The following is a 21,456-nucleotide window of genomic DNA, read 5'->3' as shown; positions in this document are numbered from 1 at the left end:
TATTATAAATTGCTACTATTAAAAAAAATGTCGTATAATGAAAACAGAACTTATTTTTTTTTCGACAAAAATAGTCAAATGCACAAAAAAAAGAACTATCACAAAACTGTGATAGTTCTACATTTTTATTTCTATCTTTTAAAGAAATCTGGGATTTTTATTGTCTGTTCTTTTACTGAACTTGTTGGAACTTTTGGTGTCTGTAAAGTAGGTGTTGCTCCACCATATGTTCTTTGTTCATTATTTGCACTACTTGTATGATTTGTAGTTTGTGTTTGGAACTGTGTATGTGCAATATTTTTTGTTAAATCAACTTTCGGTATTTGTACTTCTTCCTTTGGTTGGATTGTCTGATGAAATGCTGCTTTCTGTCCTTCTAATCTTTGTTTTAACTTAGAAGTAGCACCTCCAACATTATGAAGACCTGTTGCAATAACTGTAATTGTTGCTTCATCCTGTTTTGTATCGTCATACATTGCACCGAAAATAATATTCGCTTCTTCTCCAGCTAATTCTTGAACATATTCTGCTGCATCACTTGCATCCATAAGAGAAATATCCCCAGATACATTAATAATAACATGTGAAGCCCCTGCAATAGTTGTTTCAAGAAGAGGACTTGCAACGGCTTCCTTAACAGCATCAAGTGCTTTTTCTTCGCCTTTTCCTTTACCAATACCAATATGAGCAATACCTTTATCAACCATAACTGTCTGTACATCTGCAAAGTCAAGGTTAATTAATGAAGGAACATTAATCAAATCTGTAATACCTTGAATACCTTGTTGCAATACTTCATCGGCTTTCTTTAATGCTTCTGGCATTGTTGTTCTTCTATCAACGATTTCCAATAACTTATCATTTGGAATAACAATAAGTGTATCAACATTTTCTTTTAATTTTTCAATTCCTGCAAGAGCGTTATTCATACGTGCTTTTGATTCAAAACGGAAAGGTTTTGTTACAACACCTACAGTTAATGCTCCTTGCTCTTTTGCGATACGTGCTACAACTGGTGTTGCACCTGTACCTGTACCGCCTCCCATACCGCAAGTAACAAACACCATGTCTGCTCCTTTAAGAGCTGCAGCGATTTCTTCTGCGCTTTCTTCTGCGGCTTTTTCTCCTACTTCAGGTTTTGCTCCTGCACCAAGACCTTTTGTAAGTTTATCTCCTATCTGCATAAGTGTCGGTGCTTTACATAATTGCAATGCCTGCTTATCTGTATTAATTGCAATAAATTCTACTCCAGCGATTTCTTCATCTATCATTCGGTTCACAGCATTATTACCGCCACCGCCTACACCAACTACAATTATTTTTGCTGCTGCATCTGATTCATTTGTCATAATTTCTAACAAGAGTTTCTCCTCCTTCGTGTTCCTTATTCGCCTTATACTTCCCTGCAAAGTGGCAGTTTCAGCCATATAGGTATATAATATCTACTTTTTCTCAAATAATCAATAGCATTTTTTCGATTTTCTTATTTTTTTATACAATTTATTTTTTATCTATCGCTTCTTTTTCTTTTTTTAGCACTTCTCCTTCTTTAAAAGTAATCGTTTCTGTGGTTTCTCCATAATGTCTTAAATCAAGAGTTCCTTCTTTCCCTTCCAGTTTTTTTAAAATTGGGGGTAACTGACTTATTTTTTCTTTCATATTACCACTCCCCAACATAATAACTATTTTTCTCACATGAATCGTTAAGTCTGCCCCATCACTAACAATCTGCTCTGGTTTTATTCTCCACTTATCCAATTCTTTCAACATTGTATCAATATTGCTAAAAATTCTTTTTTCTTGTACTGGAAGTTTTTTATAAAGTTCTGCACGAGTCGAAAGACCTTCAATATATGGTATTTTCTCCAGCTGCATTGCTGATTTATAAAGAACCATTCCATTCTCATCAAAATACACATAAGTGCCATTAGTGATTGTATACCCCATAATCTTCTTTTCTTTTACTGTTACTTTTATACTCCATGGTGTCTTAAGAGAGATCTTTGCTGATTCAATTGCTTTTGGATAGTCTATTTTTCCCAATAGATTTTTACTCAAAAAAGATAATGAGTTTTTTGTTTTACTGTTTTTCTGTATACTTTCTCCTATTGCACTACTACTTACATATGTATTTCCAGACACTTCTATTGTCTGTACATGAAAAAGAAGTAAAACCACCATAATAATAATTAAAATCCCTAATATTAACACAGTGAGCGCATATATAGTACGCCCCACTTTCTTTCGTTTTTTCATTATACTCCTCCTGTACGGTTTCTATTCTATCAGATTAGATACACTTAGTACAAGCCCCATTTCTAACAAAAGGAACATAACCGAAGTTCCTCCATAACTAATAAACGGCAATGTAATCCCTGTATTTGGTATAGAATTCGTTACAACAGCAATATTCAAAATAACTTGAATCATAATATGTCCCATTGCACCCGTTGCAAGTAATGCTCCGAACAAGTCCTTCGCATGGGTTGCAATAACAAAAAATCTCCATATCAATATAACAAATAATAGAATAATAAAGATTGCACCAAAAAGCCCAAATTCCTCACAAATAATAGAAAAAATCATATCATTTTGTGCTTCTGGAACAAACCCTAGTTTTTGAATGCTTGAACCTATTCCTCTGCCAAATAATCCTCCTGATCCAATCGCATATAAGCCTTGTAAAGTCTGATACCCCTTCTCATATTTTTCTGGGTTTCTCCAAATGGCAAGTCTTTCTAAACGATAGCTTTCTAATGCTAAAAAAATACCAAGAAATCCAATGGCTAATCCCCCCATCGCAATAAATTGCGTATACTTTGGACTAGACACAAAAATTAAAATAATTGCAATACCAAGTATAATTACTGCTGTACTTAAATTATTTGAACCAACCAACGCAACTATCGGAAGAGTGCTTGCAATAATTTTTATCAATGTACGAATTTTATCGATTTCCTTTACATTTTTCAATACAATGTAAGATAAAAATAAAATCAACGCAACCTTTGCATATTCAGATGGTTGAAAAGAAAACGGTCCCAAAGATAGCCATCTTTTAGAACCGTTATATTCATCACCAATAAACAATACTGCTGTAGACAAAATTAACGCAATAACATACGCAAACACCGCAAAATATTGCCATATATGATAATCTATATTTGCCATTGCAAACATTATTCCAATTCCTAATACTGTTGCAAAAGCCTGCTTCTTTAAGTAATAAAATGAATCGTGAAATTTTACTTCTCCATTATAGGCACTTGTACTGTATAAAATAACCAGTCCAACTCCAACAAGAAGAAATACTACTATCAAAAGACTGTAATCATATCTTCTTTTTTTACCTTGCTTGGACACCCATGAATCAACTCCTTATAAAGCATTTACAAGTTTTTTAAATTCATCTCCACGTTCTTCATAATTTTTAAACATCCCCCAACTTGCACATGCAGGAGAAAGTAACACCGCTTCTCCAACCATTGCCAAAGAGGAACAAATAGAAACTGCTTCTTCTAAACTATTCGCAAACACTATATCATGAAATCCACATCGTTTTGCCGTCTCTGCTATTTTTTCTTTCGTTTGCCCTATAAGCACAAGCTTACGTACTTTTCCATTAAAACTTTTTATCCATTCTTCATATGAAGCAGCTTTATCATATCCTCCGCCTATAAGATAGGTTGGTCTGTTCATTGCTGAAATGCCTTTGATTGCCGCATCTGGATTTGTTCCTTTAGAATCGTTATAATAAGCAACACCATTCTTTTCGCAAACATATTCAATCCGATGTTCCACACCACCAAAATTTTTCACACTTTTCTGGATAATTTCCATTGGCACATGATAAGCAAGTGACATTCCAATCGCCGCCATAATATTTTCATAATTATGTATTCCTAGTAATTTTAATTCATCCACACGGCACACGTCTACACATTTTCCCTCTTCACTATACTTAATAACACCATTTTCTAAATAAACGCCTCTCTCTAGTTTACGCTGGCTACTAAAATATAGAACAGTTGCATCCGTTTTTTTACCAAAATTTCTCGTTTCTTCATCTTCATAATTTAGTACACATACATCTTCTCTTGTTTGATTTTTAGAAATTGTTTCCTTTGCCTCTATGTACGCTTGCATTGTATGGTGTCTGTCCAAATGATCTGGTGTAATATTTAAAATTGCACTTACTTTAGGACAAAATTCTTCTACCGTTTCTAATTGAAAGCTACTTATTTCTGCTACAATAACTGTATCACTTGTCGTTTTGCTAGCAATAGAAGTATATGGTGTTCCAATATTTCCTACAACATATACACTCTCTTTCCAATTTCTCATAATTTCTCCAAGAAGAGCTGTTGTTGTTGTCTTTCCATTTGTTCCAGTAATAGCTAAAACATCGCCTTTACCAACCCGATAAGCAAGTTCAATTTCTCCCCAAATCCGAATCCCTTTGGCTCTGATTTTATTAATAATAGGCAAATCTGTAGGAACTCCTGGGCTCATTACTACAATATCTAATGCATCAATCACCTCATCCTTTAGTTCTCCTAAAATAATTTTCACTCTACCATCTTTACCAATTTTTTGAAACAATTCTTCTGGATCAAGTGTTTCCTTTCCATCATATAAAATAACATCTGCTCCCTGCTGTACTAACAATCTAGCTGCCCCTATACCACTTATTCCAGAGCCGAAAACAAGTATTTTTTTATTTGTAAAATCCATATTTCCGACCTCCTACAGTGCTAACAACGCAATCAAACAAAGAATGGCTGTAATAATCGAAAACACTGCAACAACTCTTGTTTCAGACCAACCACATAGTTCAAAATGATGATGGATTGGTGCCATTTTAAAAATACGCTTACCACCAGTTTTCTTAAAATATGTCACCTGTATCATAACCGAAAGAACTTCTACTAAATAAATCAATCCTACGATTACGATGAATATTGGCATTTGTAACATATATGCTGTAGAAGCAACAAATCCTCCTAAAGCAAGAGAACCTGTATCTCCCATAAATACACTTGCCGGATACACATTAAACAATAAGAAGCCAAGTAACGCACCAACAACTGCACAAGTAATTGGTTCAACTCCACTCTTTGTTCCGATAGCAACAACCGTAAAGAATGTCGCTACTAATACAGTCACACTGGATGCTAATCCGTCTAAACCATCTGTAAAATTCACACCATTTACCGTTCCGATAACAACTATAAATAAAAGTGGAATCGCAAGCCAACCAATATCCCATGTTTTTCCATTGGTAAAAGGAATAACCATCTTTAATGACACGTTTGTAAAATTCACCATATAATACGCAAATACTGCAGTTACCAAAATTTGCAGTGCCATTTTCTGTTTTGGGAACAACCCATCTGAACGTTTCATCACTACTTTTAAATAATCATCCAGGAATCCAATTAAACCGAATCCTAAGGTCACAAACAAAATTGGGATGATTTTGGGATAATCTTTAATATAAAAAACTGATGTAATTGCCACACTGACAAGGATAATCACCCCACCCATCGTAGGTGTTCCTGCCTTTTTTAAATGTGACTGTACCCCATCCACACGTTCTGTCTGTCCCATTTTTAATTTTCTCAAAAACGGGATAACAACCGGTCCTAACAACACGCTTAATCCGAATGCCACAAGCACCGGTATTACAATATTATACTCCATATCGCACCTCTTTATCTCTTTTGTTTTTTCATTTCATTAGTATACTCTAGTTTATCATTTTTTTCAATTCCCAGATAAGATAGAATGTTTGAAAACAAGTCCTTTACAACTGGAGCTGCAATTGTTCCTCCATAATAAACTCCTTTTGGATTATGAATAACTACTAAAGCAAGCACCTTCGGATGATCTGCCGGAGCAAATCCAACAAAAGAAGAAATATATTTATTTGCACTTCTTGGAAGTGTCTGTGATGTTGCCGTTTTTCCTCCTATTTTATATCCAGGTATATATGCATTCTTCCCTGATCCTTTAGAAACCACACTTTCTAAGATTCCCCTCATTTTCTCAGAAGTTTCTTCCGATATACCGTTTCGCTTTGTTTCATATTGAAATCTCTCCACTTGCTTTCCCGATTTATCAGTTACACAAACCGCAAAATGTGGAACAACTCTTTTCCCACCATTAATAATGGAAGCAACTGTAGTAGCAAGTTGAATAGGTGTAATCTGAAAAGACTGCCCAAAAGACATTGTCGCAAGTTCCACCGGCCCTATATTAGACTTTTTATGCATAATTGTCCCCGCCTCTCCTGGTAGATCAATTCCCGTCCGATTCATCAGACCTATTTTATAAAACCCTTCGTAGAATCTGTCTACACCAAGTTTTAATCCAATATCAATAAACACCGGATTACACGAATTTTGTACTCCTTGCATAAATGTTTCAGCACCATGACCACCAGCTTTATGACAACGTATTCTCCTATTTTCTACTATTCTATATCCAGGACAACTAAATTTATCCTCTTCTTTGACAACCCCTTCTTCCAAACAAAGCGCAGATGTAATAATTTTAAACGTAGATCCTGGCTCATACGTATCATTAATACAATTATTTCTCCACATTTTATTCAATAATTCCTGTTTATTTTCATCCGAAATTTCTACACTTTCATTTTTAGGTAGTGTAAATGGCTCATTCAAATTAAATTCCGGAACATTTACCATAGATAGTATTTCCCCATTTTGCACATTCATTACCAAAACCGATACTTTATCTGCTTGCTTTTCTTTCATCACTTTTTCCGCTTCTTGTTGAGCATATTTTTGTATATTGTAATCCAAACTAATATGAAGTGTATCTCCACGAATCGCTTCTACCCTATCCTCTGCAATTCCTTCTAATTCCATACCTCTTGCATCCGTAGTCGTCAAAATCCTTCCATTTTTTCCTCGCAAATATTCCTCATATTTTACTTCCAACCCAATTATTCCTTGATTATCACCACCAGTAAATCCAAGAACTTTTGAAGCCACATCGCCAAACGGATAGTACCTTTTAAAATCTTCATCTACTTTTACTCCTGAAAGTTCATATTCTCTTATTTTATCCCCCGTTTTTTTATCTACATTTGTTTTTATCCTCTCCATAGAGGAAACTTTTTCCACTTTTTTTCTAACTAATTTTTCTTCAACGCCAAGCTCATCACTCAAAATTCGAATAACCTTTTCTGCATCTTTTATTTGGCTATGAATAACAGAGATCGTACACACCGTTTTATTTGTCGCAAGTACTTTCCCTTTTGCATCTATAATTTCTCCTCTTTCCGCTTTTATTTCTCTTTCTCTTTCGTGAAGTGATTCTGCTCTCTTTTGATAATAAGGTGCATCCACTACCATTAAATACACTAATCTGCTAATCAGCAATACAATCACAAGAATCGCACATGAAAACACAACAAAAATTTTCTTTTTATTATATGTCTTATTTCGCACAAAAACCTCACAAAGATTTATTACTATAGGGTATTAAATCTATTGCGAGGTTATTCTTCTAATTTGTTTCTGTCTTTGTAATATTCATATATGGAAATGCTTCTGCCATGATTTTTTGAGCCAATTGTATTGCATAACTACTACTTGCTTGATTTTGTACATTCGGTTCATCAATAACAACATAAAGCATAATTTCTGGATTTTCTTGTGGTGCATACCCGATAAAGGAAACTAAATTCTTACCATGATTACGTGGATATTTTTCAGCAGTTCCTGTTTTTCCTCCTATGGCATACCCTGGAACCTGAGCTGACTTTGCAGTCCCTTCTTTTACCGTAGATTCCATATATGTACGAAGTGTTTTACTAGTTTCTTCAGAAACAGTTTTTTTCATTAAAACTGGAGTTTTATTTTCGATAACATTTCCGTTTGCATCTCGAATTTGTTTTACTACATGTGGTTTATAATAATTCCCCCCATTAATCAATGAATTAAATCCTGTTGCTAATTGAAGCATAGTTACATTAAAATTCTGTCCAAATGCATTTGTAGCCAAATCAGCATCGCCCATTTTCTTTGGGTCAAAAAGAAGTGTTCCTGTGGCTGCTTCTCCTGGCAAATCTATACCTGTATATTCTCCAAATCCAAATATGTGCTGATATTTAGAAAATTCATTTGCTCCAAGAGCATCACCTATATGCATCAATGCTACGTTACATGAATTAGCGATTGCCTGTTTTAAATTTTGTGTTCCATGTCCATCTTTTTTATTGCATTTAATTCTCCATTTTCCCACATCTAAATATCCTGGACACACATACGTTTCATCTCCTTTTAAAGTACCATTTTCTAATCCTGCTGCAATCGTAAATGGCTTCGCTGTAGAACCAGGTTCATAAGTGTCACTAACGCAAAAATTTCTCCACAACTTATTTAACTCTTTAACCTTATCCTCCTCACTTATATTTTTTATCTGTTCTTCCGAAAACAAACCACTTAACTCTCTTGGATGATTCAGATCAAAATTAGGATAAGAAGCCATCGCCAAAACTTCCCCTGTTCCTGGACGCATTGCAATAACTGCCGTATTCTTACTTCCAAACCCTGTTTTATTAGGCCCATTTTTATGTTCTTCATTAAATTCTCGAATATGTTTTTCAATTATGCTTTGTAAATTCAAATCAATAGATGTAACAATACTTTTCCCATCCACTGCTTCTTTCACTATTTTTTCTACAGAAGAATTTTCTCCTATATACCCATACTCTCTTCCATCCATTCCATTTAAAACATTATTGTATGCTGCTTCAAGTCCACCATTTGCAACATTTCCAGCAACAGTAAATCCGATCAAATCACTTGCGAGAGTATTATATGGATATATTCTAACATAACTTTCTTCTAACCATACTCCTCTTACACTCCCATATTTTTTCTCATCTTTTTTTAATTTTTCAAATGCTTGATATTGTTTAAAATTCACCTCTTTTTTTAAAACAATATAACTACTTTCAGGTTTTTCTTCTAAAATTTGATAAACGGTTTCTTTTTCAATTCCAAAGCATTTTTTCAACGCATCTACTGTTTGTTTCTTTGCTCTAACTGAATCTTTTTCATCAAGTAAAACTTTTGCATCTAAAATCACATTATACACTCTCTCACTTGTTGCCAATTTCGTACCATTTGCATCTAATATATCGCCTCTTTTAAAAGGAATAATTCTACTATTATTGTGTTGTCGATCTAATACTTTTTTCTCGTATTTTTCACCATCTTGTATCACAATCTTAACCACATTTCCTACAAGTATAACAAAAGCCAGTATCGTTACTACAAATACGAATACTAGCTTTTTCTGCATTCTGTTAGGAAATTTTTTATAGATAAATTTAGGACCTATTCTCTTTTTCCTATTGTCTGCCATTTATTCACCTTCCACCTACTTCTTAGGAATATCTTTATACTGTTTTATCTCATTGTCTAGTGGGTTATTATATATAATAATCTGCCCATCTTCTGCATGAACCATTCCTAATTTTTCTGTTGCCTTTTTGCGTACTTCTTCTAAATTCACAGAATCTATCGCATTATTAAACCGTATAGTATTCGCTTCTTTCTTCTCTGAAAGTTCTCTTTGCAAAGAAGTAATATTTCTCGAGCGATTTACTAACTCTGAACGCAATTGCAAATATTGTAAACACAATACAAACGCAATTACAACTGCAATTGATAAAAACACTACATATCCCTTATTCATACGAAGTGCATTTTTTCTATTTTGTCGAATCTGTCTGCTTACCTTTTTCGGTTCTGCTTGATGTATCTCCTCATGTTTCGGGAAAACTTCGTTAGGCTTGCGAACAGTATTCCCGTAATCATAATAATGATACATTTGTCTGCGATAAGCAGGTCTTCTATTTGTTTCCATCTGCTTATGCTCCCTCCTATTTCAACTATTTATCTCCCGTCATACGACTAATGCCTTTCAAAAATTCGTAATTTAGCACTTTTTGAACGACTATTGTATTCTAATTCTTCTGCACTTGGCAGAATTGGTTTTCTTGTAATCACTTTCCCCTTTGATTCATTTCCACATACGCATACTGGGAAATGACTTGGACAGGTACATGGATTTTCATTTCTTTTAAAAATACTTTTTACAATTCTGTCCTCTAATGAATGAAATGTAATAATGCATATTCTCCCATTCTCATTAAGCATATCAATCATTTCATCTAAACTATCTCTAAGCACATCCAATTCCTTATTCAATTCTATTCGAATTGCTTGAAATGTTCTCTTCGCCGGGTGTCCCCCGTTCTTTTGAAATTTCATTGGAATAGCACGTTTAATTATTTCTATTAATTGTCCTGTAGTTTCAATGGAACCTCTCTCGCGTTCCAAAACAATATGCTTTGCAATATTTTTCGCAAATTTGTCTTCCCCGTAATCTCGGATAATGCGATAAAGTTCCATCTCACTATACATATTGACGATGTCCTTTGCTGTCATTTCTTGACGTCTATCCATTCTCATATCCAAAGGTACATCTACACGATAAGAAAATCCTCTCTCTGCTGTATCTAATTGATAAGATGATACACCCAAATCAAGTACAATCCCATCCACTTTGTCAATGCCAAGTTTTTGAAGTTGCGACTTCATATCACAATAATTACTTCTAACTATTGTAACTCTCTCCCCGAAGTCACGTAACCGGATTCCAGCCGCTTCAATTGCCGCCTCATCCTGATCTATTCCTATAAAACTCCCCTTGTCACTTAATTGCTTACACACTTCAAAAGCATGTCCGCCTCCACCAAGCGTTCCATCTACGTAAATGCCGTCTGGCTTGATGTTCAGACCATTTACAGTCTCTTCTAATAATACGGATTTGTGTTCAAATGTCATGTCTACCTCCACATCAGATTAAATGCTAAGTCCCAATTCCCCCATGCGACTTGCAATATCGTCCATGTTGTCTTCAATTACTGTATTATTTTCCTCCCATTTTGCCTTGTCCCAAATTTCTACACGGTCCAGCACTCCCACAAGAACCACTTCTTTTTCCAAATCAGCAAAATTACGGAGTGCAGAAGAGATTAATACTCTACCTTGTTTATCAAGGCCGCCATCTACCGCACTTCCCAAAAAGAAACGGGTAAATATTCTAGCGTCTTTACTTGTCAGTGGTAAGGTTCTTAGCTTTTCTTCAAAAATTTTCCATCCACTATCAGGATACAGAAATAAGCAGCCATCCAATCCCTTTGTTATCACAAAATTTTCTCCAAGTTCTTCTCGAAATTTGGAGGGAATAATCAACCTGCCTTTTGCATCTATGCTATGATTAAATTCTCCCATTAGCATATGGAACACCTTCTTTCAAATGGGCCTGCCACTTATGTCCCATTTCACACCACTATTCACCACTTTCTACCACTCGGATTTATTGTAAACCACTTTTCCCCTCATTTCAAGAGTTTTTTAGCATTTTGATACAAAAAAATATCTCCACTTTCGTGGAGATATGCCAATTTTTTCGTTCTTTATTATTTTGCCAATCCTGTAAGATATTCTGCAATAGAAGTATAGTCAACTTCCGCCTTTTTTATTGGTTGACTATCTACATAGGTACTATATCCCAAATATCCAACCCAAGACAAAACAGCCACAGCCACTACAACAGTTGCTACATTTCTAAATATTTTCATTCTCTTTTGCTTTTTCATTATCGCTTTACGATTTGCTTTTTCTTCTTTATATCGCTTCACTTTCTCTTGACTCATTTTCAAAACTCCTTTGCAATTCAACTACAGATAGTCTAGCACAAAACATGAAATTATACAACTACGATAATTCCCCCGTCACTTGCATACATTGTGCTAATTCCTCTTGTTCCTAATATAAGAATTTCTTTAAAATTTGCTCTCTCTTCTAGCATACTTTTAACAGATACAGCTCTTTCATAACAATTGCAGTGAGCAATCGCTAATACTTTTTCTTCTGCATTTTCCACTTGTTCCACAACACAACTGACCATTTTATCTAACGCCTTGTTGATTCCTCGAGATTTTCCCAATTGTGAAATCGTCCCTTGTGGAGTCGATCCCATTACCGGTTTAATGTTTAACGCTGTTGCAACTAAAGCTTTCACACCTGTTAATCTTCCATTCTTTTTTAAAGTTTCTAATGTTTCCAAAACAAAATATGTGTGTTGCTCTTGAATATAGGAATCCACAGTTTCAATTACCTCTTCAAAACACAATCCCTTTTCTTCACATTCTATAATCTTTTGTGCAATAAGCGTCTCTCCTACAGAAGCCGAACGAGAATTAAAGATATGAATCTGTTTTTCTCCATGTTCTTCCTCATAAATCGTCTTTCCAAGTACTGCACTATTATAAGACCCACTGAGTTCTGCTGATAAAGTTACAACATAAATCCTATCTGCATGACAATCATAACTTTCCATATATCGTTCCGGTGATGGGCAAGATGATTTTGGACATTCTGGACTTTCAGCAACTTTACGTAAAAATTCTTTTTGATTGAATGTATCATCATCTATAATATTTTCATTGTCTACTTGAATACTAAGTGGTACACTTTCCACCTTCCCCATTTTTTTCATTTCTTCTGTCAATTCACCACAACTGTCTACAACAACTTTATAACTCATACCTAGACCCTTCCTCTATATCTATACTTATCACATTCACTTCTATTATATGTAGTTTTTAATACCACTTGTTTAGTTTATCACATTTGTTCTAATAAGAAAAGACTTTTTATTCTTTTTCCTATTCCATTCTACTACTAAACTTCTACTTTTATTTTACTTGATATGTTAAGCACAAGTCCCATTTCTATCATAAGAAATACTGTCGCAGTCCCTCCGTAACTAACAAAAGGTAATGTAACTCCTGTTGTTGGCAAAAGATTTGTCACAACACCAACATTAAGTACAACCTGAATTGCAATGTGCGCAAATACTCCCGTTGCTATTAATGAGCCATATAAATCTGGTGCATTCTGTGCTACAAACGCAATCCGATATAGTAAAATCGAAAATAATAACAAAACAATTAATAGACCAAATATTCCTAATTCTTCACAAATAATGGATAAAATCATATCATTTTGCGCTTCTGGTATAAAAAATTTCTGTGTACTATTTCCAAGTCCTTTTCCAAAAAATCCTCCTGCTCCAATCGCATATAACGCTTGCATACTCTGGTAACTACCTTCTCCTGTATACATTTCTGGATTTACCCATGCTAAAATTCGTCTTATTCTAAAATCCGAACTTTCTTCCATTATTTTTCCCAAGAATTGTGCTCCTAGAAAAAATGCTGATATCATCGCTCCACCAATTACAAGAAAAATTTTCGTTTTCCGATGCGCTACAAAAAACATCGTAAAGACCATTCCCATTACAATCACAGCAGTACTTAAATTGTCTGTCAAAAACAATACTCCTGCTGCTGCAATTCCTCCCCAGATTAAAATACAAATAGCCCCTTCTTTTTTGTTAAGTTTCTCGCCTATTCTACATATCAATGTAGGAATAAAAATAACAATTGCGATTTTCATACATTCCGATGGTTGCATCTGCCCAAAAATCGGTATTTTTATCCACCGTCTAGCCCCATATGCTTCTATACCTATCCCAGGAACAAAAACAAGCGTCATAACTACCATAGAGAGCCAAAATGCTAGTTTTGACAATCTTGCATATATATGATAATCAAACACATAAACAATCAACATTATACCAAAACTTATTACATACGCTCTCAATTGATTTTTTAAATAAAACATTCCATTATGAAATTTTACAGTTGCGCTATATGAACTAGTACTATAAAGCATAAGTAATCCGAAACCAATCAAAAAAATAAGTACCGCCATTAAAGTATAATCAAAATACGCTATCGTTCTTTTTTCTCTCGTTCTATCCACTCTGTTCCTTACCATTTTACTCCCCCTTTTCTTAACTATTTATTATACTATAACCATCAATAAAAACAAACACTTTTTCCTATCTATAACATAATCTACTATTATAAATATTTAAAAGGAGTATATAGAGTATGCAAAATTTTCACAATAACGTAACCTTCTATAATCACGAAAATATTTCTTGTAGAAGACAAGATCCGCTCTCTTCTATGCCTTTAACAATGGCATACGTCCCTTGGCAAAGATGGGAAAATATCCTTGAAGCGGACAGAGGTTTTCAATGTGGAACTATTTTTCATGATTTACGAAAACCTCTTGAATATAAAGGAGGTGGATGTCGATGAACAACAATATTCCTTCTCGAAAAGAATTATTACATTTAATTAATATTGCCAGCTTTGTTTTAGATGATACAAAATTATTTTTAGATACGCATCCTGAAAATAAAGAAGCTCTTTCTTATTTTCAAGAATATAACACAATCCGTACACAAGCATTAGAAGACTTTGCACGTTTATACGGTCCTCTTACTGCTGACTCGACAACGAACTGCAATGATTATTGGAAATGGATTGAAGAGCCCTACCCATGGCAAGAAGGAGGTTGTTAAGTTATGTGGAATTATGAAAAGAGATTACAATATCCAGTTAAAATCACACAAACCAATGCAAAAATTGCTCAGGTTATCATCAGCCAATTTGGTGGACCTGATGGTGAACTTGCCGCCTCTATGCGCTATCTTTCACAACGATATACAATGCCTTACAAACAAGTCACAGGTATATTAACAGATATCGGAACTGAAGAATTAGCCCATATGGAGATGGTTTGTGCCATTATCTATCAACTAACAAAAAATTTATCTGTCGAAGAAATAGAAAAGTATGGTTTTGATAAATATTATGTAGATCATACATTAGGACTTTGGCCACAATCAGCTGGTGGAACCCCTTGGACAGCAACTTATTTCCAATCAAAAGGAGATCCAATCACCGATTTACATGAGGATATGGCTGCAGAACAAAAAGCACGAACAACTTATGATAATATTCTACGTCTTGTTAAAGATCCTGAAATATGTGAACCCATACGTTTCTTACGCGAAAGAGAAATTGTGCATTATCAACGTTTTGGTGAAGCAAAGAGTAGTTATACAAGCAAAATGATTAAAAAAAGAATTGTGTATAGAAATTTTGTTGACAACAGTAAGTCTCCATACATAAAGGTTAGCGTTATAGGTTCCATATGATTTCGATTACATCCTCATCAATCAATATCTTGTCGATAAGGATATCAGCCACACGTTGCTTATCATCAATACTTAAATCTTCCCATTTTTCAACATAGTCTGTGATTTTATCAATCTTAGAAGATGTCTGATTTGTGTTTGCTTGAACCATTTCTTCCTGTAAAGAACGTTTTTCGGTATCAAGCTCATCAATTCTCTGGTTAATGTAGTTCATCAGAGTTTTGTTTGCATCAACTATCTTTGAAAACAATGACTCGATTTCCTTATCAATCTCAGCAATACGAACTTTAGTGGCATTTTCTACCGGTTCTGCAATTATTTCCAGTTCCTCGGAGAGATATTTGAATTTTGAAAGTTGCTTTTTGATTTCTTCTAAAACATAGTTTTCAAAAACATCTGCATAAATAGTGTGTCCGGCACCTTTGCATTTGATGGAATATCTGGAACCGGAACATTGTAAATATCGTCCTGCTTTTGTTTTGGCTATGATAGCTGTATAAGCATAACCGCATTTTTTACATTTGATTTTACCAGCAAGCCATGTTCTCTTACCTTTATTCGTTCGTGCTGACTGACGATTTTTCATCAGTTTTAATCGACATTTCAACCATGTAGCAGAATCAATCATACCTTTATGAGGTGCGATTACCACATCTCTGTCAACAAGGTCATATTGTTTCTTCTTGGTTTTGTCACCATTCAGTCCTTTATAAAGAAAAATTCCATTTGTGCCAATAAAATCGGAAGCCGGATTGATGAGATTAGAACCCTGACTTTCAAAAAAGTTGTAGATATCCATATCTGCCTTTACATATACAGGATTTCTGAGAATCTCACTTATTCTTGCTGTACACCATGCAGCACCACGTTTTTCCGTGAATCCTCTATTCAGTAATTCACGCATAACAGCACCTAATGTCATATCAGGGTCTGAATACAACTTATAAATCAGTTTTATAGCTGCCATTTCCTCTGGTTCAGGAACAAATATAGAAGTATGAATCCCGTTGATAATCGTATCTTCCAACTGGAATCCATATGGCACACGTCCACCCATATAAAATCCTTTTTGACTTTTCGTTGCATAGGCATCTGTAACACGTTTCTGAATAGTTTCTCGTTCCAACTGTGCAAATACAATGGAGATATTCAACATAGCGTTTCCGATAGGTGTCGATGTATCAAATTTCTCTGTTGAAGAAACAAATTCTACGTTGTACTCCTGAAAAATTTCCATCATATTGGAGAAATCGAGAATAGAACGACTGATTCTGTCAAGTTTATAAACAATAACACGTTTAATCTTACCCGCTTTGATATCTTCCATCATCTTTGTGAACGCTGGTCTGTTCATATTTTTTCCGCTAAATCCTTTGTCAATGTACGTTTCGTACTCAGCTCCACGAGTTTCATATTTACAAAACTCAAGCTGATTTTCTATGGAGATACTGTCTTTTTTATCCAGTGACTGCCTTGCATATAGAGCATCTATTGGACACATAGTACATACCTCCCTTACTATGTGTAAGCAGTCACTCTCCATTTGCGATTAGTATACCATAGAATCGACCTTTAAAAAGAACTATTTATGCATATTTCTTAAAAACTGCGTACAATTCTTTTCTCATATCTCGGCTTAGTCGAGTTTCTGTATCTGTGGAATACTGTGGATGTTTGCTGATTACACGAAAATGCATATTGTCAACATGAATCTCTTTTAATTCTTCCGTTTTTTCTTTTATCTGGTTCATATATAAAGCCCCCATATATCAAGATTATATTTTTGTTATAATTTGTCCTATTCCTTAATCTGCAAGATCAGTCTGATATTCAGACCGAGGTTCTAATCTCTTTGACGAATGCTTATTTGTATCCCTCTTAATCAGCTTTTCTGATTATCCCGCCGTTGATTGCCGGGGCACCCCAAGGAGTTTCACCTATTAGATGCGAGTGTCATTATTTGCTTATCGCCGATTTCAGTTCCTCTGATTTTCAATGTTCAGAAAGCGGATTCCGCTTTTTTGATAAGCAGAGAATACCATGATTTACAGAAGTACCTCTCATATTCACGGCAATTGCAAATTCACAAAGATGGACATCTCGAAAATTGCAAACTTGCAATTGTGGAAACCGGACAGATACGATATGATATAGGAAAAGGAACAGATTTCTGAAAGGGATGATATATATGAGAGCACTGCCAGCAGATAATATTTGTCAAAGAATTATAGATTTGCGTAACGGAACAGGAAAATCCCAGAAAGAAGTTGCGGATGCGTTGGGAATCACGGCTTCCGTGTTAAGCCGATTAGAACGTGGGGAAACAAAGTTTATTAGTCATGATTTGATTATCGCATTAGCAGAATACTACAATGTAACAACAGACTACTTGCTTTGTGTATCTGATATGCGTATGAGAAAAAATGTAGAACTTGAAGAACTGGGGCTGTCCAATAAAGCACTTGTTCTGCTTTTACAGGGAAGAATTGATACAAAAATGTTAAGCCAAATGATTGAACATCCTTATTTTCCACTGCTTCTTGATATTGCAAACGCTTATTTCACAGATGCTCACGAAGCTGGATTTGCATCAAGAAATGATATTATAGATTTGGGAACTGCAAATATTAAGGATTTCATCGAGACTCGTCCAGAGCTGAAAATCGAAGGGAATCATGATATCCGAAAATTAAATGCTGAGAAGATCACTGGCACAGATGCGGATTATGAGAAAATCAAAAGTATCTTTCTCTCCATGTTAAAAGATATTAAAAAGAAAATGGATGTACCTGAAAAAGATATTACTTCCGAAGAGTTTAAGAATCAGCTTGATTCTATGAAAAAACAGGCTTTGACAACCAAGAAGAAAAAACAACTTTTAATGAAATGGATATGACTCAGGTTGTTATGAATATGCTGGCTAACGTGGATTTAGATGAATACGAAAAGCAGAAATTTCAAGAATTGACGATCCATCTACTTAAACGAAAAAGATAATTGAAAAACAGAGGATAGAATACTTTTTAGACATTCTTCCCCCTGTTTTTCAATTTTTAAGAATTATTTATTTGTTGAATCTCATCATAGATAGCTGTTACAATTTTCTCTATATGACTAATATAGTTTTCAACAGTTTCTCGTTCAATATCCACCTTAACCCCAGTCTCGTGTAGGCAATCAGCTTGATGAGCAATTTTATTTCTACGTTTAAATAAGGAATTTAATGTTAATTTGAATTTATCTTTTGTTGGAGTCGTCGAACCTTGTTCGTAAAAAGCTCTATCTGCAATATTTTGCCATTTAATTCCTATTAAGTTTAATTGTCCGATTACAGCTTCAGAACTCATGAAGGTATCTTCTGCATAAGAATCATTTACAATATCTAAAAACCAGTTTTCTTGTTCTGGATTTTGTAATACTTCGGAAATATCTCCTAAACGAATTGTAAAATTATTATATTTATCCGTTTTATCCCAAGTCCTTTGAAATATTTGCATCATCCCATATTTGGTTATTTCATGCATAAAGAAGTCAAAGGCGCTATCTAGGAAAACTATCTGCGATCTAAGAATATCCTTATATTGTAAGTTTCCATCATTTTTTAATTGTTCTGCCAATTCGAATTGAGACCTTATCGAGGATAAATTATTTCTGAAACGGTTAGCAATAGCATTTAATTCAAATTGTACTGTGCGGCCTGGTTGTCGTTCACGAGTAGATACTGTGCGAGGTGCAAGTTCAAGATTTCGTTCTTCAGTTTGAGGCATATTTATTCCTCCTCTGTTGAAAATATCAGTGGATTATGGATAAATGGAATTGCACCATACTTCCCGTTCAAGTAACCTTTACTAATATTTTCATCTTTTCTTACATTTTTTAATTCTGCTAATGAATACAAATCTGTAGAGCGAGAAGGTGTAAGTTCTGTAAACCAAATTTGATCTCTTCTGAATCTGGTTAAATCCAATAAATTTGTGTCATGAGTACTAAAAATAATCTGTGCTCTGGATTTTGAATTTCCATGTAAAATAAGTCTTAATATTTCATTTACTATACTTGGATGCAAACTGGTTTCCATTTCATCCCAAATCAAAATTTTATCTCTAAGTATAATATCTATAATAGGACAGATTACCTCAAATAATTTTTTTATACCATTTGATTCTTCATTCAAATCCACTGAAAATGTTCCATAATCTAACTTGGCTTCTATAATTCGAGCCTCTTTTGCCTGAGCAAATATTTCCTTAAGTGAATTAGGCATATCTGATGGAAGCATTTCTGGTGTAACTACTGCTTTCTCAAATTTAGTATATATATTTTGAATTGGGCAACCGATAGAATTCATAAATTTTATAAAAGTTGCTTTCAAATTTGAGTTATTTGTTAAATTTTCAATAGAGTATTCAAACCAATTATTTTGGTTTTCTGGAAGCGGATAAAAAACAAGATCCTCTTTAAAAAACAAAAAGACAGTCTCGGCTTCTTTCACAGAAGAATAATTTGCCGAAACAGACAAAAATAATTTATTAGGCTTTGAAAAATTAAGAATAGATTCAAAGTCTTTTTTGAACTTATCTCCAAAACTTATATCATTTAAAGTTCTATCAAAAATTTTAGCTTGTTTTCCATGTGGAAAATAATAAAGATATTCAGAAACAATTTGATCTGTAGTATAAGCCAAACCATATGCATAACGTATATCATCTATCACAAACTGAATAGTGTATTTTGTTGGCTCCTGAACATCACAAAGCTTATGAGAAAACTGTCGAATTTTATCTCCTGGTTGATGATTATTACTATTACAAACTAAAATTCGTAAAAATCTTAATGATTCAATAAAACTTGTTTTACCAGAACCATTAGCACCATAAATAGAAGCTATCTTGTTAATAGAGATTCCATTAAATGGAATTAGCAAATTTTCAAATGAGTTATCTCTGGAAGCAAGCATAGAGAATGTAACCTTCTCTTTTATAGATTTGTAATTTTCACATGTGTATTCCAAAATCATAGTGCCACCTCTTAATATGTTATATTTTAATTATATATAGTATATCCGATTTGGCGAAAAAAATCAACATTTCCAAAGGAAAATTCACAAAATATCAATAATAAACCATGCCATTTTTATTTTAAAATGTCATATTTGCGTGTTTTTCACAAATAAACATTTTTAATCATTGACTATGCAACGTATAAAGTGTTATACTAAAAAAAACACAGAACATATGTATTGCTATAATTCAACAAAAAATACATTCAATTGAAAGGTGGTGAAAAAATGAGAAGAGTTTCAGTAGTAAAAGAATCCGACACCGGACGCAATCAGCGTTTTGTTGATAACAGAACACATAAGGAAATGAATCGAAAAGAATTTGTATCGGCGATACGAGATGGACAATATCAAGATTACTACGTGAGGAAGATCAACAATGTACCAACCCCATGTAGTAAACCTGACGGAAATAAAAATAATAATTTAGGATAGCGGCAACTATCATAAATTTTCACTTAAATTATTTTAATACAAATGACTGTGTTTGTCACGATATTTTTAAAGAAGGTGAGAAAATGCAAACAAAAAGAATTAAAATTACAACAAAAGCTCGAACAACTGCCAATGGAAATATTCGTCTTACAACCTCTGTGTCGAACGGCAGTAGTACAAGAACTAAGACAAAAACAATTCGAGTAAAATAAACAGATGCACTGCGGTGGATAACCATTGCAGTGCATCCCATAAAATCAATAAAAAACGTCTTTGAAAAACTCCTCGTTCATCAGCAACTCATGAACAGCATTATAATGTTCATTTTCTCCTGTTAAGATGTCCATAAATTCCTGAACACAAACTTGCATATCAGCAAATTCATCTTCCGTAATTGTTCCGTCTTCATTACCAGATATCCTACGTGCCTTACTTGCAAGGGTTTCGATATCAGATATCAGGGAGTCATATACTCGACTGTCATCAGCTTGATCTTTGAATAGAATAGCAAGGTGCTTTTCTATTTCAGAAAACATATCTACTGGATTGGAAGAATTCGATGCAAAAGGTATTGTATGTCCGTTAGTTTTTCCGTTAAATTTATTTACATTTCCTGTTTTAGAATCGACATCTTCAAGATAATCCCTGTAGTGGTCAAGCATTTTTGTAACACTTTGTTCGATAAATATCTAACTGTAACGTGCTTCCATAGGTGTTAAATAATGATTATAGGAATGGGGTCGAACATAATTATACCAATTGATATATTTCAT

Annotated in this window: 24 protein-coding genes; 6 read left to right on the top strand and 18 right to left on the bottom strand. The window is 34.2% G+C overall.

All coding sequences use genetic code 11. The features are described 5' to 3' along the window. Positions 1-131 precede the first annotated feature (131 nt). From ftsZ to ACY2U7_RS08770, 13 genes are all read right to left on the bottom strand, one after another. Positions 132-1,361: a cell division protein FtsZ gene (gene ftsZ, locus ACY2U7_RS08830; RefSeq protein ID WP_461812282.1), complete on the bottom strand. Its 1,230-nt coding sequence runs from the start codon at positions 1,359-1,361 to the stop codon at positions 132-134. 139 nt (positions 1,362-1,500) lie between these two features. Beyond that, a complete protein-coding gene (locus ACY2U7_RS08825; RefSeq protein ID WP_461816264.1) occupies positions 1,501-2,256 on the bottom strand; it encodes a cell division protein FtsQ/DivIB in 756 nt (251 codons plus the stop codon). 21 nt (positions 2,257-2,277) lie between these two features. Then, a complete protein-coding gene (locus ACY2U7_RS08820) occupies positions 2,278-3,363 on the bottom strand; it encodes an FtsW/RodA/SpoVE family cell cycle protein (protein WP_461816263.1) in 1,086 nt (361 codons plus the stop codon). 15 nt (positions 3,364-3,378) lie between these two features. Continuing rightward, positions 3,379-4,734, bottom strand: coding sequence for a UDP-N-acetylmuramoyl-L-alanine--D-glutamate ligase (gene murD / locus ACY2U7_RS08815; protein WP_461812279.1), 1,356 nt, complete (start codon positions 4,732-4,734; stop codon positions 3,379-3,381). A gap of 12 nt (positions 4,735-4,746) precedes the next feature. Continuing rightward, on the bottom strand, positions 4,747-5,703 hold the full coding sequence (gene mraY, locus ACY2U7_RS08810) for a phospho-N-acetylmuramoyl-pentapeptide-transferase (RefSeq protein WP_461812278.1): 957 nt from the start codon (positions 5,701-5,703) through the stop codon (positions 4,747-4,749). Between the two features lie 11 nt (positions 5,704-5,714). Further along, on the bottom strand, positions 5,715-7,478 hold the full coding sequence (locus tag ACY2U7_RS08805; protein WP_461816262.1) for a peptidoglycan D,D-transpeptidase FtsI family protein: 1,764 nt from the start codon (positions 7,476-7,478) through the stop codon (positions 5,715-5,717). A 58-nt stretch (positions 7,479-7,536) separates the two neighbouring features. Beyond that, positions 7,537-9,402 (bottom strand): peptidoglycan D,D-transpeptidase FtsI family protein, encoded by a 1,866-nt coding sequence (locus ACY2U7_RS08800; protein WP_461816261.1) that lies wholly within the window; start codon positions 9,400-9,402, stop codon positions 7,537-7,539. Between the two features lie 15 nt (positions 9,403-9,417). Next, positions 9,418-9,906 carry a hypothetical protein gene (locus ACY2U7_RS08795; protein ID WP_461812275.1) on the bottom strand — a complete coding sequence of 163 codons (489 nt, stop codon included), beginning with the start codon at positions 9,904-9,906 and terminating at the stop codon, positions 9,418-9,420. 47 nt (positions 9,907-9,953) lie between these two features. Then, positions 9,954-10,889, bottom strand: a complete 936-nt coding sequence (gene rsmH, locus ACY2U7_RS08790; RefSeq protein ID WP_461812274.1) for a 16S rRNA (cytosine(1402)-N(4))-methyltransferase RsmH — start codon at positions 10,887-10,889, stop codon at positions 9,954-9,956. A gap of 18 nt (positions 10,890-10,907) precedes the next feature. Further along, positions 10,908-11,345, bottom strand: coding sequence for a division/cell wall cluster transcriptional repressor MraZ (gene mraZ / locus ACY2U7_RS08785; protein ID WP_461812273.1), 438 nt, complete (start codon positions 11,343-11,345; stop codon positions 10,908-10,910). A 182-nt stretch (positions 11,346-11,527) separates the two neighbouring features. Then, entirely contained in the window at positions 11,528-11,764 is a 237-nt protein-coding gene (locus ACY2U7_RS08780; protein WP_461812272.1) for a hypothetical protein, read from the bottom strand. A 53-nt stretch (positions 11,765-11,817) separates the two neighbouring features. Next, the gene (locus ACY2U7_RS08775; protein WP_461812271.1) at positions 11,818-12,657 is read right to left on the bottom strand and encodes a DegV family protein; all 840 of its coding nucleotides are present in this window, start codon (positions 12,655-12,657) and stop codon (positions 11,818-11,820) included. Positions 12,658-12,794: 137 nt separating this feature from the next. Continuing rightward, positions 12,795-13,955 carry an FtsW/RodA/SpoVE family cell cycle protein gene (locus ACY2U7_RS08770; protein WP_461812270.1) on the bottom strand — a complete coding sequence of 387 codons (1,161 nt, stop codon included), beginning with the start codon at positions 13,953-13,955 and terminating at the stop codon, positions 12,795-12,797. A gap of 116 nt (positions 13,956-14,071) precedes the next feature. Between ACY2U7_RS08770 and ACY2U7_RS08765 the strand changes: the two genes are divergently transcribed. From ACY2U7_RS08765 to ACY2U7_RS08755, 3 genes are read left to right on the top strand one after another with little or no spacing between them, the layout of a single operon-like run. Beyond that, on the top strand, positions 14,072-14,284 hold the full coding sequence (locus ACY2U7_RS08765) for a spore coat associated protein CotJA (RefSeq protein WP_461812269.1): 213 nt from the start codon (positions 14,072-14,074) through the stop codon (positions 14,282-14,284). After that, the gene (locus ACY2U7_RS08760) at positions 14,281-14,550 is read left to right on the top strand and encodes a spore coat protein CotJB (protein ID WP_461812268.1); all 270 of its coding nucleotides are present in this window, start codon (positions 14,281-14,283) and stop codon (positions 14,548-14,550) included. Before ACY2U7_RS08765 ends, ACY2U7_RS08760 begins: the two co-directional genes overlap by 4 nt. A gap of 3 nt (positions 14,551-14,553) precedes the next feature. After that, positions 14,554-15,189: a manganese catalase family protein gene (locus tag ACY2U7_RS08755; protein WP_461816260.1), complete on the top strand. Its 636-nt coding sequence runs from the start codon at positions 14,554-14,556 to the stop codon at positions 15,187-15,189. Here the strand turns inward: ACY2U7_RS08755 and ACY2U7_RS08750 are convergent. Both ACY2U7_RS08750 and ACY2U7_RS08745 read right to left on the bottom strand, forming a co-directional pair. Then, positions 15,173-16,690, bottom strand: a complete 1,518-nt coding sequence (locus tag ACY2U7_RS08750; RefSeq protein ID WP_461816259.1) for a recombinase family protein — start codon at positions 16,688-16,690, stop codon at positions 15,173-15,175. The genes ACY2U7_RS08755 and ACY2U7_RS08750 overlap by 17 nt on opposite strands. Before the next feature lie 85 nt (positions 16,691-16,775). Next, complete coding sequence (locus tag ACY2U7_RS08745; RefSeq protein WP_461816258.1) at positions 16,776-16,940, bottom strand: transcriptional regulator; 165 nt, start codon at positions 16,938-16,940, stop codon at positions 16,776-16,778. Between the two features lie 437 nt (positions 16,941-17,377). Here ACY2U7_RS08745 and ACY2U7_RS08740 point away from each other — a divergent pair, with 437 nt between their 5' ends. Continuing rightward, entirely contained in the window at positions 17,378-18,085 is a 708-nt protein-coding gene (locus ACY2U7_RS08740; protein ID WP_461816257.1) for a helix-turn-helix domain-containing protein, read from the top strand. A 157-nt stretch (positions 18,086-18,242) separates the two neighbouring features. On the opposite strand, the gene ACY2U7_RS08735 is transcribed toward ACY2U7_RS08740, so the two are convergent. Continuing rightward, entirely contained in the window at positions 18,243-18,956 is a 714-nt protein-coding gene (locus ACY2U7_RS08735) for a HEPN domain-containing protein (protein WP_461816256.1), read from the bottom strand. A 2-nt stretch (positions 18,957-18,958) separates the two neighbouring features. Beyond that, entirely contained in the window at positions 18,959-20,206 is a 1,248-nt protein-coding gene (locus ACY2U7_RS08730) for an AAA family ATPase (RefSeq protein ID WP_461816255.1), read from the bottom strand. Positions 20,207-20,476: 270 nt separating this feature from the next. Between ACY2U7_RS08730 and ACY2U7_RS08725 the strand changes: the two genes are divergently transcribed. Together ACY2U7_RS08725 and ACY2U7_RS08720 are read left to right on the top strand one after the other, a co-directional pair. After that, entirely contained in the window at positions 20,477-20,683 is a 207-nt protein-coding gene (locus tag ACY2U7_RS08725; protein ID WP_461816254.1) for a hypothetical protein, read from the top strand. An 83-nt stretch (positions 20,684-20,766) separates the two neighbouring features. After that, positions 20,767-20,895, top strand: a complete 129-nt coding sequence (locus ACY2U7_RS08720) for a hypothetical protein (protein ID WP_461816253.1) — start codon at positions 20,767-20,769, stop codon at positions 20,893-20,895. 45 nt (positions 20,896-20,940) lie between these two features. Here ACY2U7_RS08720 and ACY2U7_RS08715 read toward each other — a convergent pair whose 3' ends face one another. Further along, positions 20,941-21,345 carry a hypothetical protein gene (locus ACY2U7_RS08715; RefSeq protein ID WP_461816252.1) on the bottom strand — a complete coding sequence of 135 codons (405 nt, stop codon included), beginning with the start codon at positions 21,343-21,345 and terminating at the stop codon, positions 20,941-20,943. Between the last annotated feature and the right edge of the window lie 111 nt (positions 21,346-21,456).

Origin of the sequence: Faecalimonas sp., from assembly GCA_029264305.1 — a bacterium.
Lineage (GTDB): Bacteria > Bacillota > Clostridia > Lachnospirales > Lachnospiraceae > Faecalimonas.
Note: the sequence above shows the minus strand (reverse complement) of the source record. Positions and strands in the feature narration are given on the sequence as shown.